General features: G+C 74.5%; 12 protein-coding genes. 6 read left to right on the top strand and 6 right to left on the bottom strand.

Going from position 1 to position 13758, the window contains the following annotated elements:
- Window positions 1-151: 151 nt before the first annotated feature.
- Both fahA and C1I92_RS35165 read right to left on the bottom strand, forming a co-directional pair.
- A complete protein-coding gene (gene fahA, locus C1I92_RS35170) occupies window positions 152-1339 on the bottom strand; it encodes a fumarylacetoacetase (protein ID WP_233507496.1) in 1188 nt (395 codons plus the stop codon).
- Window positions 1336-2166, bottom strand: coding sequence for a hypothetical protein (locus C1I92_RS35165; protein ID WP_233507494.1), 831 nt, complete (start codon window positions 2164-2166; stop codon window positions 1336-1338). The genes fahA and C1I92_RS35165 overlap by 4 nt, the downstream gene beginning before the upstream one ends.
- A 95-nt stretch (window positions 2167-2261) precedes the next feature.
- On the opposite strand from C1I92_RS35165, the gene C1I92_RS31280 reads away from it, so the two are divergent.
- The 3 genes from C1I92_RS31280 (at window position 2262) to C1I92_RS31270 (ending at window position 5500) form a co-directional block, all read left to right on the top strand.
- Window positions 2262-3464: a homogentisate 1,2-dioxygenase gene (locus C1I92_RS31280; protein ID WP_111258546.1), complete on the top strand. Its 1203-nt coding sequence runs from the start codon at window positions 2262-2264 to the stop codon at window positions 3462-3464.
- Window positions 3465-3532: 68 nt separating this feature from the next.
- On the top strand, window positions 3533-4465 hold the full coding sequence (locus C1I92_RS31275) for a DUF6263 family protein (RefSeq protein ID WP_111258544.1): 933 nt from the start codon (window positions 3533-3535) through the stop codon (window positions 4463-4465).
- A 60-nt stretch (window positions 4466-4525) separates the two neighbouring features.
- Window positions 4526-5500 carry a hypothetical protein gene (locus tag C1I92_RS31270; RefSeq protein WP_111258543.1) on the top strand — a complete coding sequence of 325 codons (975 nt, stop codon included), beginning with the start codon at window positions 4526-4528 and terminating at the stop codon, window positions 5498-5500.
- 45 nt (window positions 5501-5545) lie between these two features.
- Here the strand turns inward: C1I92_RS31270 and C1I92_RS31265 are convergent, their stop codons facing one another.
- The 4 genes from C1I92_RS31265 to C1I92_RS31250 all read right to left on the bottom strand — a co-directional run bounded on the left by C1I92_RS31265 (window position 5546) and on the right by C1I92_RS31250 (window position 10880).
- A complete protein-coding gene (locus C1I92_RS31265) occupies window positions 5546-5983 on the bottom strand; it encodes a hypothetical protein (RefSeq protein WP_111258542.1) in 438 nt (145 codons plus the stop codon).
- Between the two features lie 67 nt (window positions 5984-6050).
- Window positions 6051-8942: an AfsR/SARP family transcriptional regulator gene (locus C1I92_RS31260; protein ID WP_111258541.1), complete on the bottom strand. Its 2892-nt coding sequence runs from the start codon at window positions 8940-8942 to the stop codon at window positions 6051-6053.
- 115 nt (window positions 8943-9057) lie between these two features.
- Window positions 9058-9978, bottom strand: a complete 921-nt coding sequence (locus C1I92_RS31255) for a hypothetical protein (protein WP_199521777.1) — start codon at window positions 9976-9978, stop codon at window positions 9058-9060.
- Window positions 9975-10880: an ABC transporter ATP-binding protein gene (locus tag C1I92_RS31250; RefSeq protein ID WP_111258540.1), complete on the bottom strand. Its 906-nt coding sequence runs from the start codon at window positions 10878-10880 to the stop codon at window positions 9975-9977. Before C1I92_RS31250 ends, C1I92_RS31255 begins: the two co-directional genes overlap by 4 nt.
- Before the next feature lie 134 nt (window positions 10881-11014).
- Here C1I92_RS31250 and C1I92_RS31245 point away from each other — a divergent pair, with 134 nt between their 5' ends.
- Genes C1I92_RS31245 through C1I92_RS31235 form a run of 3 tightly spaced genes read left to right on the top strand, consistent with a single transcriptional unit; the run spans window position 11015 to window position 13682 of the window.
- On the top strand, window positions 11015-12250 hold the full coding sequence (locus C1I92_RS31245) for a sensor histidine kinase (protein WP_111258539.1): 1236 nt from the start codon (window positions 11015-11017) through the stop codon (window positions 12248-12250).
- On the top strand, window positions 12247-12903 hold the full coding sequence (locus tag C1I92_RS31240) for a response regulator transcription factor (RefSeq protein WP_111258538.1): 657 nt from the start codon (window positions 12247-12249) through the stop codon (window positions 12901-12903). The genes C1I92_RS31245 and C1I92_RS31240 overlap by 4 nt, the downstream gene beginning before the upstream one ends.
- Complete coding sequence (locus C1I92_RS31235; protein ID WP_111258537.1) at window positions 12900-13682, top strand: HAD family hydrolase; 783 nt, start codon at window positions 12900-12902, stop codon at window positions 13680-13682. Before C1I92_RS31240 ends, C1I92_RS31235 begins: the two co-directional genes overlap by 4 nt.
- Window positions 13683-13758 lie beyond the last annotated feature (76 nt).

Genomic DNA, 13758 nt, shown 5'->3' with positions numbered 1-13758 from the left:
CATCACCACCGCCCAGATCGCCACCGCCTGACCAGCCCACCAGCACCGGACCCCGACAAGCCGACAACCCAAGAACCACCAACCCGAACCACACCGGTCAGCTACAACCACAAAGAGCAACAGGCTCTATAGGTGGTTGGATCATTGATGATCATGGGGACGGGGACGGGGCGACCGTGCCGGTGACCTCGCCGAGTCGCTGGCGCGACCCGGCTGGTCCCGGCGCCGTCGCGCGGAGGGTGACGGTGTCGCCGTCTTCGAGGAACGTGCGGCGGGCTCCGTCGGTCAACTGCACGGGTTCGGCGCCGTTCCAGGTCAGCTCCAGGAAGCAGCCGCTGCCGCCGGGGCGTGGGCCGCTGATCGTGCCGGACGCGTAGAGGTCGCCGGTGCGCACCGACGCGCCGTTCACCGTCAGATGGGCGAGCATCTGCGCCGGCATCCAGTACAGCGAGCGCTGCGGCGGCCGCGAGACCACCGTCCCGTTCCACTCCACCTCGAACGACACGTCCAGGGCCCACGGCTCCTCGTCGCGCAGGTAGTCGGCAACAGCCGGAGAACGCGGCGGCGGCTCGACCCGCGCATGCGACAGCGCGGCCAGTGGCACCACCCACGGCGACACCGACGTCGCGAACGACTTGCCCAGGAACGGGCCGAGCGGGACGTACTCGAAGGCCTGGATGTCGCGCGCCGACCAGTCGTTGACCAGCACCATCCCGAAGACGTGGTCCTCGAACGCGCCGACCGGCACCGGCGCGCCCAGCGCCGACGGCGTGCCGACGACGAAGCCGGCCTCGGCCTCGATGTCCAGCCGCAGCGACGGCCCGAACTCGACGGAGTCGCCGGCCCGGCGCAGTCCGGACGGCCGCACGATCGGCGTCCCGGACACGACGACGGTGCCGGCGCGCCCGTGGTACCCGATCGGCAGGTGCCGCCAGGCCGCCGGCAGCGCCGGGTTGTCCGGACGGAACAGCCGCCCGACGTTCTCGGCGTGCGTCTGCGAGGCGTAGAAGTCGACGTAGTCGGCGACCTCGAACGGCAGCCGCAGCTCGACGTCGGCGGCGGGGATCAGGTGCGGCTCGACGAGCTCACGATGCCGCGGGTCGGTGACCAGCGACAGCAGCCGGGCGCGCACCGCGTCCCACACCGGCCGCCCGGCGGCGAGGAACGGGTTCAGCGACGGCTGCGCGAACAGCTCATCGCCGGCCAACGGTGCGAGGTCGAGCACCCACGAGCCCACCGCGACGCCGACCCGAGGCGCCGAGCCGCCCACCACGAAGACGCCGTACGGCAGCGTCCACCTGTCGAACGGGTCCTCGTCGCCCAGCGGCAGCCAGTTCACGGCGCAGCCACCAGCCCGAGCTCGTCCAGCTCGGCCAGCGGCTCGGCGATGCTGCACGACCCGTACGACGTGAACCAGCGCCGCACCGACATCGCGGGCAGCGCACTCACAGCGGACGCCAGCTCGCCGCCGTCGTCGATCGTCAGCGCCGCCGCGACCTCCGCCGCCGGCGCGCCCTCGACCGCCCGGCCCACCGCGAGCAGCAGGTTGAGGAACCCGTGCTCCGGCGGCCGCCGGACGGCGTGGTGCAGCCCGGCGGTGAACTTGAACGGCACGCCCCGGTCCATGCAGGCGATGACGAACGCGGCCACCTCGTCGCCGGACGGGACGGCGTCGGCGGAGGGCCCGCCGGTGCGCAGCTTGGCCCGGTACCCGGCGTCGGCGATGACGTCCAGCGCCACCTCCCAGCCCGGCGCGCGCGGCACCTCGACGTAGGCCGGCTCCTCGTCGTCCGGACCGCCCAGCGCGGCGTCGAGCGCGGCCACCGTCCGCCGCGCGGTCTCGCCCAGCGGCTCGCCCCGCAGCGGCACCTCGACGCCGCGCAGCACCAGCTGAGACTCGTGCGCGACGGCGTCGACGGCGGTCAGCACGCCGGCCGTCCCGGTGTCGACGACGACCGCCACCTCCAGCGGCGACGGCAGCGACGACGCCAGCGCGGCCAGCGACTCCAGGTCCGACGCACGGCACAGCAGCGGCCCGACCAGCGCCGAGTACCAGGCCGACCGGTGCGCGACGTGCGCCGGCACCGCGTCGGCCAGCGGCAGGTCGCCGGGCGGGAAGACGGCGGCGTCGTCGATCAGCCGTTCGAAGATCGGTGCAATCGTCATCGCGCTCCCTTGACAGCGTCCTACCCATCCTGGACGCTGGTCGATATCCGGGCAAGTGAGTCCGATATGCGAACAACGTCGAGAAGGTGACGGAGATGTTCTATCGCAGCGTCGGCCAGGTCCCGCCGAAGCGGCACACGCAGTTCCGCCGGCCCGACGGCGCCCTCTACTACGAGGAGCTGATGGGCGAGGAGGGGTTCTCCTCGGACTCGTCGCTGCTGTACCACGAGGGCGTCCCGTCGGCGATCGTCGACTCGCGCATCTGGGACCTGCCCGACGCGCGCACCGTCGCCAACCACCCGCTCAAGCCGCTGCACCTCAAGCCGCACGACCTGTTCCCGGGCAAGGACTGGAAGGCGTTCGACGTCGTGACGGGGCGGCGGCTGCTGCTCGGCAACGGCGACGTCCGGATCGCCTACGTCGCCGCCGGCGAGTCGTCGCCGCTGTACCGCAACGCGATCGGCGACGAGTGCGTCTACATCGAGGACGGCGAGGCGACGCTGGAGACGATGTTCGGCCTGCTGCGGGTCCGCAAGGGCGACTACGCGATCATCCCGCGGGCGACGGTGCACCGCTGGGTCCCGACCGGCGACGGTCCGCTGCGCGCGTACGTCGTCGAGGCGAACTCGCACATCACGCCGCCGAAGCGGTACCTGTCGCGGTTCGGCCAGTTCCTGGAGCACGCGCCCTACTGCGAGCGCGACCTGACCGCGCCGGCCGAGCCGTTCGTCACCGAGGGCGCCGACGTCGAGGTGTACACGAAGCACCGCGGTCACGGCCCGTCCGGCCTGGTCGGCAGCATCGTCACCTACCCGACGCACCCGTTCGACGTGGTCGGCTGGGACGGCTGCCTGTACCCGTACACGTTCAACGTCGACGACTTCGAGCCGATCACCGGGCGCATCCACCAGCCGCCGCCGGTGCACCAGGTCTTTGAGGGCTACAACTTCGTCATCTGCAACTTCGTGCCGCGCAAGGTCGACTACCACCCGCTGGCCGTGCCGGTGCCGTACTACCACTCCAACGTCGACTCCGACGAGGTCATGTTCTACTGCGGCGGCGACTACGAGGCGCGCAAGGGCTCGGGCATCGGGCAGGGCTCGATCACGCTGCACCCGGGCGGCCACTCGCACGGCCCGCAGCCGGCCGCGATCGAGCGGGCGCTGGGCAAGGACTACTTCGACGAGCTCGCGGTCATGGTCGACACGTTCCGGCCGCTGGAGATCGGCGAGGCCGGCCAGCAGACCGACGACGGCGCCTACGCGTGGAGCTGGAGCGGACGGGGCCCGACCGGCTGAGCGGCTCTGTCCGGGCCGGCGGCTAGAGTGCGATCCGCCCTCGCCCCGAACCAGTCCCAGGAGTGCCCGTGCGCCGCATCGCCGGCCGGCTGACCGTCGCCGCCGCCCTGCTCGTCCTCGCCGCGTGTGGCCGGGCCACCGAGGCCGACGTCGCCGCCGCCGACGACGGACCGGCGCCGGCCGCGTCGGCGTCCTGCACCGACGGCCCGCCGGAGGCCACCGTCAGCGACCCCGGCGCCGAGCCCCGGACGCTGATGGAGCTGGCGCCGTCGGCCGGCGACACCGGCGGCATCGACCTGAGCCTGACGATCCACACCACGGCGACGGTCGACGGCGTCGCGAGGCCCGCGATGGCGGCGCAACCGATGGTCATCGGCATGGCGATGACCGTCGAGGAGGTCACCGACGACGAGATCACCACCGCGATCGCCTACGACCGGGTCGAGGCGGACGGCGTCGACGCGGCGACGCGGGCCAGCCTCGAGACGGTGGTCGGCATCGGCGGGACCATCACAACCACTCGGAGCGGGGCGTTCGTCGACGGCGGGCTCGATCTGGCCGGCCTCGACCCGCAGCTCGCCCCGATGATGCGGCAGCTGGAGGAGGAGCTGGCCAGTCTCACGATCCCGCTGCCCACCGTGCCGGTCGGCATCGGCGCCACCTGGGACGTCGTCACCGACGTCGATGCACAGGGCATCACCTGGTGCACCACGACCGGCTACGAGCTGACCGCGTTCGACGGCGACGCCTACGAGCTCGCCGTCGAGGCGTCCCAGCGGCTGGAGCCGGGGACGATCGAGGAGGGCGGGGTGACGATCGACGTGGTCGAGGGGTCGGGCAGCAGCACCGGCACCAGCGGCGGCCGGTTGAGCTTCCCGGTTGCCGTCGAGGGGTCCAGCAATGCCACCAACTCCGTCGTGATGGCCTCCGACGGGGCCGGCACCGAGCAGACCGTCGAGGTGAAGACGGCGATCCAGGCGGAGATCACCGGCCGCGGCTGAGCCGGTGTCCGGGGTGGCGGCTAGAGTGCGATCCGCCCCGACCACACCCGAGGAGTCCCCGTGCGCCGCATCACCGGCTGCCTGCCGCTGGCCGCTGCCCTGCTCGTGCTCGCCGCCTGCGGTGACGACGGCGGCGGCGAGGCCGGTTCGACCACGTCCGCGACGGCCGAGCCCTCGTCCGAGGCCAGCGCGGAGCCGACCGGCGAGCCGGCGGACGCGGAGCCGGCCTGCGCCGCGGGCGAGCCGGAGCTCACCGTCACCGAGGCCGGCGCCGAGCCGCTGACGGTGATGGAGCTGGCGCCGTCGGCGGGCGACACCGTCGCGCTCGACATGCGAGTGAGCATGGAGGGCACGACGGCGATCGACGGCGGGCCGCCGCAGAGCGCGCCGATCCCGGCCATGCTGATGGGCTTCCAGGCCACCGTCGACGAGGTCACCGACGACGAGATCGCGATGTCGTTCGTCTACGACAAGGCCGAGATGGAGAGCGAGGACCCGGCGGTCGCGCAGAGCCTGGCCCCGATCGTCGGCATGACGGGCACGATCACGACCACCCGCAACGGCGCGTTCGTCGACGGCGCGGTCGACACGTCCGGCCTGAGCCCGGAGCTCATGCAGGCGATGGGTGAGCTGGACGCCCAGCTGGAGCAGCTCACCGTGCCGCTGCCGGTCGATCCGGTCGGCGTCGGCGCCGTCTGGACGGTCAGCACCGGCATCGACGTCAACGGGATCCTGTACTGCAGCGACGTCACCTACCACCTCACCGAGTTCGACGGCGACGCGTACACGCTGGAGACCGAGGTGACGCAGGAGGCGCAGCCCACCACGATCGAGGACGCCACCGGCAGCCTCGAGGTGATCGAGGGCACCGGCAGTGGCAGCGGGACCAGCAGCGGCAGCCTGAGCTTCCCGGTCGCCGTCTCCGGCGCCAGCGCGATCACCACGCATCTCGCGCTCGAGATGAGCAACGGCACCGACGGGGGTGAGCTGGTCACCGACCTCACGCTCGGCCTGGAGATCAGCCCTCGCGAGTGAGCGGGCCAGGAGCGGACGTCCCCCGAACGTCCGCTCCCGTCGAGGTCAGCCGCACTCGGTGGTGACGCTCTCGCCCAGCCGCTGGCTCACGGCGGCGAGGTCGCCGAGGTCCTCCAGCTCGGCCATCGCGTCGGGGTCGGCCGGGTCGATGTCGGCCAGCGCCTGCATCGCGTCGGCCAGCGCGGTCCAGTCGGCGGCGACGTCGTCCGGCGCGACGGCGGCGATGTCGCGGTAGGTGTCGACGAGGCCGGCGGCGGCGTCCGGGTCGCTGCTGCCGGCGCCGGCGAGCACGTCGGTGCCCATCGACTCCAGCAGCCCGCAGTAGTCACCGGCGTCGGCGGAGTCGGCCGGCGGGTCGGTCATGGTGAGCTCGAGGTCGTCTCCCTCCGGCGCCGAGGGCGGGGGAGCGTCGTCGTCGGAGCCGCAGGCCGCGGCGAACAGCAGGGCGATGCCGGCCAGTGGGACGGCCAGGGCACGGGTCATGGATGTCACGTGGGGAGACGATGACAGCCGCCGCTACACGGGCACTACACGCGCGCTGACCCGCCGGTCAGCCCGCCGGGCGGGCATCCCGGCCGCGACGCAGCACGTCGGGCATCCGCGGGACCGGCGCGCCGAGCAGGTCGCCGGCCTCGTCGCCGGTCAGGCTGCGCATCTGCCGCAGCAGGTCCGCCGAGCTGCGCCAGCTGTGCCGGGCGTCGCCGTCGCGGCCGAGCAGGCGCAGGATGTCGCCGCGCAGCCAGCGCGCCAGCGCCTCGTCGACGCTGGAGCCGCACGCCTGGAACGCTGCGATGGCCCGTTCCAGGCAGTCCAGCGCGAGCTCCGGCCGGCCGGCGTCGAGGTGCGCGTCGCCGAGCCGGAAGTGGGCGATGCCGGTGAGGTGCGGGCTGTCGTCGAGCTCCAGCGCGCGTTCCTGGCAGGCGACCGCCTCGTCCAGCCGGCCGCCGAGATGATGGCCGGCGCCGAGCCGGGTCAGCGTGACGGCCTGACCTCGGATGTCGTCGATCTCGCGCTGGATCCGCACCGCCCGGCGGTACTCGTCGAACGCCTCGTCGGTGCGGTTGAGGTGGTGCAGGACGAAGCCGAGCGTGCTGCGCGCGTCGGCCTCGGCCCGGCGGTCGCCGTCCTCGTGCGCGGCCGCGACGGCGGCCCGGCCGTGCCGGTGCGCCTCGGGCAGCCGGTTCAGCATGAAGTAGCCGTCGCTGAGGTTCTGGTGCAGCTTCGCCCGCCAGCGGGCGGGGCCGTCGTCGCCGATCGTGCCGAGCGCGAGGTGTCCGAGGGCGACGATGTCGGCCCAGCGGTCCTGACTGCGCAGCGGGTGCGCCATCGCCGCGGCCAGCCCGGCCAGGATCGCCGGGCCGTCGCCGTCGAGCGCCGCCGCGTGGATGGCGGCCGCGGCGACGTTGTCGGACTCCGCGCGCACCCAGGCCGCGATCGCGGGCCCGTCCGGCTGTATGGCGCCGGCGGTGCGGTGGGGGATGCCGTCCCCGCCCGCCTCGCTCGTTCCTCGCTCGGACGCCCGCAGCCTACCCCTGACGGCATCCCCCGCCGCACCGCCGGGGAGCTCGGGCGGGCCGATCTGGGCGTGCCGGTCGGACCAGGCGACGCTGGAGCGGGAGGCGTGCCGGGCGGCGGCGAGGTAGTGGTGCAGGGCGCGGCGGATCGCGTCGGCTCGCTCCGACGGGGTCAGCGTGCGCTCCGCCTGCTCCCGCGCGTAGAGGCGGACCAGGTCGTGCACCGTGAACCGGTCGTCCGGCGCCGCGGTCAGCAACTGCGCGTCCACCAGCCGGTCCAGCGCCCGCCGGGTGACCGCGAGCGACCGGCCGGCCAGCGCGGCCGCGGTGTGGACGGTGAAGTCGGCGAACCCGGTGAGGCCCAGGCCGGCGAAGACGTCCGCCGCGGCCGGCGGCAGCGCCTGGTAGGCGACGTCGCAGCTGGTGCGGACGGCGAGATCGTCGTGCTCCAGCTCGTCCAGCCGGTGCTGGGCGTCGTCGAGCCGGTCGCGCAGCGCGGCGAGCGGCCAGTCCGGCCGCGACCGCAGCCGCGCGCCGGCGACCCGGACCGCCAGTGGGAGCAGCCCGCACAGCGCGACGATCTCGGCGGCGGCGTCGGGCTCGGCGGCGACGCGGTCCGACCCGGCCTGGGCGGCGAGCAGCGCGATCGCCTCGTCCGGCGGCAGCGTGCCGAGCGCGAGCGGCCGGGCCTGCGTCAGTGTCGCGAGCACCCGGCGGCCGGTGACCAGCAGCGCCGGACCGGGGCCGGGCCCGGGCAGCAGCGGGCGCACCTGCGCGGCGGAGTCGGCGTCGTCGAGGACGATCAGCAGCCGCCGCCCGGCAACCGTGGCCCGGTACAGCGCGGCGGCCGCGGCCGGGTCGGCGGGGACGCGGCGTTCGTCGACGCCGAGCGAGCCGAGCAGCCGCGCCAGCACCTCCTCCGGCTGCAGCGGGCGGACGCCGGGCGTCGCGCCGTGCAGGTTCACGTACAGCCGGCCGTCGGGGAACTCGGCGGCGGCCGCGTGTGCCGCCCGCAGCGCGAGCGCGGACTTGCCGGCGCCGCCCGGCCCGCTGATCGTCACGACGGCGCCGTCCTGCGCCAGCCAGGACGTGACGCGCCGCAGCTCGGCGCGGCGGCCGGTGAAGGCCGGGTCGTCCGGCGGCAGCTGCGCCGGGGCCGGCGCCGCGGCGGCCGGCCCGGGCGGGGCGAGTGCAGGGTCGTCGGCGAGGATGGCCCGCTCCAGCTCGCGCAGCTCCGGCCCCGGCTCCAGGCCCAGCTCCTCGACCAGCGTCGCGCGGGCCCGCCGGTAGACGTCGAGCGCCTCGGCCGGACGTCCGGCGCGGTGCAGCGCGAGCATCAGCCGGGCGTGCAGCCGCTGCCGCAGCGGGTGCGCCGCGACGAGCGCCGTCAGCTCGCCGACCAGCAGGTCGTGCCGGCCCCGCGCCAGGCCGGCGTCGATGCGCAGCTCGACCGCGGTGAGCCGCAGCTCGTCCAGCCGGCTCGCCTCGGGCTCGACGGCGGCGCAGTCCGCCACGTCGGTGTAGGCCCGCGGCCCGCGCCAGAGCGCCACCGCGCGGTGCGCCAGCTCGGCGGACCGCTCGACGTCGCCGTCCGCCAGCGCGTCGCGGCCCTCGACGACCAGCCGCTCGAACTCCTCGTCGTCGGCCTCGGCGGGACGGACGACGAGCCGGTAGCCGGACCGCTCGTGCACGATGCGCGACTCGCCGAGCAGCCGCCGCAGCCGGTGCACGTAGCTGTGCAGGTTGGCCCGCGCCGATCGCGGCGGGCGGCCGTCCCACACCGCGTCGACCAGCGTGTCGGTGCTGACCAGGGTGTTGCGGCGGGACAGCAGGACGGCCAGCAGCAGCCGCTGTTTGGCCGACGCGACGGGGACGGGCACGCCGTCGTCGCCGTACACCGCCACCGGGCCCAGAACGCCGAACCGCATCGCACCTCCTCGCCTGCCGCTGTGTCAGCTGGGAAGGCCACCCTAAGCGCGGGCGCCGACACGTCGCCCGCCGTCCCGGGTCGCGGGACGGCGGGCGAGCGCCGGTGCGGGTGGATCAGGGCACGTCGCGCCGCTTCATCAGCACCGCGGCGATCGCGGCGAAGATCACCAGGTACGCCGTCACCAGCAGCGCCGCGGGTCCGCCGTCGAGCACGGTGAGGATGCCCGGCGCCCCCTCCGGGTCGCCCTCACTGGCCGGGCCCAGCGCGCCGGCCACCGAGCCGGCCGCCGTCCCCGGCAGTACGTTCGTCACGTACTCGACGCCGCCGAGCAGGTTGCCGACGCCGCGCAGCAGGTTCTCGATCACCAGCGACCACACCAGGCCGAGGCCGACCGCCAGCGCCGGGCTGCGGGTCAGCACGCCGACCAGCACGCCGGCCGACGCCCACATCCCGAAGATCAGCAGCCCGCCGCCGACCGACTCGGCCAGCGCACCCAGTGCCGGCCAGGTCAGCGTCTGGCCCTCGGTGACGGCGATCAGGACCGACGCCGCCAGGTCCAGCGCCAGCGTCGCCGCGACCACCGTCACGACCACCGTGGCGACGGCGACCAGCGTCCCGCCGAACGTCGAGATCCGGCCCGGGCCCTGCGTGAGCGCCGTCTTCCAGCTGCCCCAGCCGAACCCGCTGCCGGCGGCCAGCGCGCCGAGGATGAACATGATCGCGCCGCCGAACATCGGCATGCCGCCGGTGAACACCGACGGGATCGCGGCCGGCAGCAGCTCCGGCAGCAGTGCCGACGGGTCGACGCCCTCGTTGGAGAAGCCGGAGGAGTCGGTCGCGTAGGCGACGTAGTTGAAGATGTAGGCGAAGGTGAGGTTGAGCAGCAGCCACACCACCGCCAGGACCCAGACCGCGGGCCACTTGCGCAGCCGCAGCAGCTCCGCGCGGGTGCTGGCGAGCAGGCCGCCGAGCGGGCTCGGGACGGCGCGCGCCGTCTGGTGGGCGGCCGGGGCGGTCATCGTCGCGGTGCTCATCGGTTCTCCTCCTGGTCGGTCGTCAGCTCGAAGAACACGTCCTCCAGGGACCGCTCCGAGGGGCGGATCTCGTGCACGTCGAGGCCCTCTGCGACGAGTGCGCGGGCCATCTCGGGCGCCCGGTCCTCGGGCAGGTCGAGCCGGATGCCGGCGTCGGTGAGCTGGACGGAGTCGTCGCCGGCCACCCGCATCGCCACGGCGAGCGCCCGCTCGACCGGCTGCGCGCGCACCAGCAGCGTGCCGGCGCCGCGCAGCTCGGCGACGGTGCTCTCGGCCAGCAGCCTGCCGTGCGCGATGACGCCGACGCGGTCGCAGATCTCCTGCACCTCGGCCAGCAGGTGGCTCGACAGCAGCACCGTCTGCCCCTGCTCGGCGAGGTCGACGACGAGTTCGCGCATGTCGGCCATGCCGCCGGGGTCCAGGCCGTTCGTCGGCTCGTCCAAGACCAGCAGGTCCGGGTCGCCGAGCAGCGCGGACGCGACGCCGAGGCGCTGCTTCATGCCCAGCGAGTACGACTTGAACGCGTCGCGGCCGCGCTCGGCGAGGTCGACCCGCTCGAGCACGTCCTCGACGGCGCGGTCCGAGACGCCCTGGTAGCGGGCCATCACCCGCAGGTTGTCGCGGCCGGAGAGGTAGGGGTAGAAGCCGGGACCCTCGACCAGCGCGCCGATGCGTGCCGTCGCGCCGGGCTCGCCGGGGGCGTGACCCAGGATCGTCGCGGTCCCGCTGGTGGGACGGACCAGGCCGAGCAGCATGCGCAGCGTGGTCGTCTTGCCGGCTCCGTTCGGTCCGAGGAAGCCGTACACCTCACCGCGGCGAACGGTGAGGCTCACGTCGCTGACGGCGAGCCGGTCGCCGTAGCGCTTGGTCAGCCGGTCGGTGACCACGATCGAGTTCGTCATGCCGCCACGGTCCCGCGCGACCGCCGTCGCCGGCGTCGGTCAGGAAGCGGCATCGCGCATACGCAGATCCGCGTAGTGCGGTTACGCCGCGTCGCCGACGCCGCGCGGGCGCCGCCGGCTCTACTGTCGAGGACATGGAGAGGGCACGGACCTGGCTGGCCGACGTGGCCATCGCGCTGGTGCTGGTCGTGGTGGGCATCGGCGGGACGCACGGGGCGTCGCAGGGGCAGGACTGGGCCCGCGAGCCGGGCGTGCTCGCGTACACCCTGGTGGTCGTCGCCGCGTTGGCGCTGGTGCTGCGCAGCCACTACCCGCGCACGACGCTGCTGATCAGCGGCGCGGCGCTGCTCACGTACCTGGTCGCGAACTACGCGTACGGCCCGATCATGATCACCGTCCCGGTGGTCCTGTACACGCTCGGCGCGCAGCTGCCGTTGCGCTCGGCGCTGCGCTGGGCCGGCGGCTACTATGCCGCGTTCTTCGTCGTGTCGACGGTGCGGCTGCTGGACGACTCGGGCGCGGATCTGTGGCGTCAGGGCGCGGCGTGGGCGATCGCGTCGCTGGCGATGTTCGGCGCGCCGCTGGCGATCGGCGCGGCGCTGCAGACGCGGCGGGAGTCGCAGGCCGACGTCCGGGCCGCGCTGGCCCGTCGCGCAGTGTCGGAGGAGCGGCTGCGGATGGCGCAGGAGCTGCACGACTCCGTCGGCCACGGGCTGGCCGTCATCGCCATGCAGGCCGGCGTCGCGCTGCACGTCCTGGACCGCAACCCGGAGAAGGTGCGGGCCGCGCTGGAGGCGATCCGCGACACGAGCCGGTCCTCGCTGGACGGGCTGCGGGCGGAGCTGCAGGTGCTGCGCAGCCCGGTCGGCGAGGCGGCGCCGCGGCGTCCCGTCGCCGGGCTGGCCGAGGCGGGTGTGCTGCTGGACCGGATCCGGGCCGGCGGCGTCGAGGTGGTGGCGGACCTGTCCGGCGCGCTGGCCGGCGACCTGCCGCCGGACGTCGACGTCGCGGCGTACCGGATCGTGCAGGAGTCGCTGACGAACGTGCTGCGGCACGCGTCGGCCACGCGGGCCGAGGTGCGGATCCGCCGCTCCGGCTCCGGCTCCGGCGACGAGCTGCTGGTGTCGGTGAGCGACAACGGCGTCGGGTCGTCGGTCCCGTCGCCGCCGGTGTCGTCGGCGTCGTCAGCGTCGTCGGCGGCGTCGGCGTCGGCCGAGGACGACGGGTCGGGGACCGGGATCGCCGGGATGCGCGCCCGCGCCGAGGCGCTCGGCGGCCGGTTGCAGGCCGGCCCGCGCGCCGGTGGCGGGTTCGCCGTCCACGCCCGGCTGCCGCTCGTCCGCGCCGACCTGTCAGGATCGAGCACATGATTCGGGTTGCGGTGATCGACGACCAGGCACTGGTCCGGATGGGCCTGGCGACGCTGCTGGAGACCGAGGACGACACCGAGCTGGCCGGCGAGGCCGCCGACGGCCGCGCCGGCGTCGACCTCGTCCGCCGCACCAAGCCCGACGTCGTGCTGATGGACATCCGGATGCCGGTGCTGGACGGGCTGGCCGCGCTGCGCGAGATCACCTCGGACGCGTCGTTGGCCGACGTCAAGGTCATCGTGCTGACGACGTTCGAGCTGGACGAGTACGTGTTCGAGGCGCTGCGCGGCGGCGCCAGCGGGTTCGTCCTCAAGGACTCGCCGCCGGCCGAGCTGCTGCACGCGATCCGCGTCGTCGCCGACGGGGCCTCGCTGCTGTCGCCGTCGGTCACCCGCCGCGTGATCGAGCGGTTCAGCGCGCGCGACGTCCCGGCCGGCACGCCGCATCCGGAGCTGGACCGGCTGACCGAGCGGGAGCGCGAGATCGTCGCGTGGGTGGCGACCGGCCGCTCCAACGACGAGATCGCCGCCGAGCTGGTGGTCAGCCCGGCGACCGTCCGCACCCACGTGTCGCGGGCGATGGTGAAGCTGCACGCCCGCGACCGCGCCCAGCTCGTCGTCTTCGCCGTCCAGTCCGGGCTGACGCAGCCGTGAAGGTCGTCGCCACCGATCTCGATGGGACCCTGCTGCGCAGCGATGGGACCGTCTCGCCGCGCACCCGGGCGGCGCTGGACCGGGCCGAGTCCGCGGGCGCGACGGTGGTGTTCGTGTCCGGGCGGCCGCCGCGCTGGATCGACGTCCTGGCGTCCGAGGTCGGCTCGCATGGGCTGGCCATCTGCGCGAACGGCGCCCTGGTCTACGACGTGCGCCGGCGTGAGGTGATCGAGGAGCACGGTCTCCCCGGCGACGTCGCGCTGGAGGTGGCGCGGGCGATCCGGGCCAGCGTGCCGGGCGCGACGTTCGCCATCGAGCGGCGGCTGACGTTCGGGCAGGAGCCGTCGTTCCGCGGGACCTGGCCGGCGCCGGACGGGACGGTGATCGCGTCGCTGGAGGAGCTGCTGGCCGAGCCCGTGTCCAAGCTGGTCGCGACGCACCCGTCGCTGTCGGCGTCGGAGTTCGTGTCGCGGGCGGCGGCCGTGGTGGGCTCGCTGGCGGCGGCGACGTACTCGGGTCATGCTCCGGTGCTGGAGGTCAGCCGGGCCGGCGTCTCCAAGGCGTCGGCGCTGGCGGCTCTGTGCGGCTCGCTCGGCGTGGACGCGCACGACGTCGTGGCGTTCGGCGACATGCCCAACGACGTGCCGATGCTGGCCTGGGCCGGCACCTCGTACGCCGTCCGGAACGCCCACCCCGACGCCGTCGCGGCCGCGTCGCACCGCTGCCCCTCGAACGACGAGGACGGGGTGGCCCAGGTGCTGGAGCGGATCTTCCCCTAGGCCGCGCCTGCAGCGGGACGTCGGCCGGCCCCGGGGTGGCCGCGCTCCCGTCGGGTGGGGTTGTCCCGCGCTGGGG

Source organism: Jiangella anatolica (genome assembly GCF_003236295.1).
GTDB classification, from domain to species: domain Bacteria; phylum Actinomycetota; class Actinomycetes; order Jiangellales; family Jiangellaceae; genus Jiangella; species Jiangella anatolica.
Note: the sequence above shows the minus strand (reverse complement) of the source record. Positions and strands in the feature narration are given on the sequence as shown.

Coding starts and splice junctions, on each gene's coding strand:
- C1I92_RS35165 (WP_233507494.1), bottom strand. CDS start 2,166: ATGACGATTGCACCGATCTTCGAACGGCTGATCGACGACGCCGCCGTC.
- C1I92_RS31280 (WP_111258546.1), top strand. CDS start 2,262: ATGTTCTATCGCAGCGTCGGCCAGGTCCCGCCGAAGCGGCACACGCAG.
- C1I92_RS31265 (WP_111258542.1), bottom strand. CDS start 5,983: ATGACCCGTGCCCTGGCCGTCCCACTGGCCGGCATCGCCCTGCTGTTC.
- C1I92_RS31260 (WP_111258541.1), bottom strand. CDS start 8,942: ATGCGGTTCGGCGTTCTGGGCCCGGTGGCGGTGTACGGCGACGACGGC.
- C1I92_RS31255 (WP_199521777.1), bottom strand. CDS start 9,978: ATGAGCACCGCGACGATGACCGCCCCGGCCGCCCACCAGACGGCGCGC.
- C1I92_RS31250 (WP_111258540.1), bottom strand. CDS start 10,880: ATGACGAACTCGATCGTGGTCACCGACCGGCTGACCAAGCGCTACGGC.
- C1I92_RS31245 (WP_111258539.1), top strand. CDS start 11,015: ATGGAGAGGGCACGGACCTGGCTGGCCGACGTGGCCATCGCGCTGGTG.
- C1I92_RS31240 (WP_111258538.1), top strand. CDS start 12,247: ATGATTCGGGTTGCGGTGATCGACGACCAGGCACTGGTCCGGATGGGC.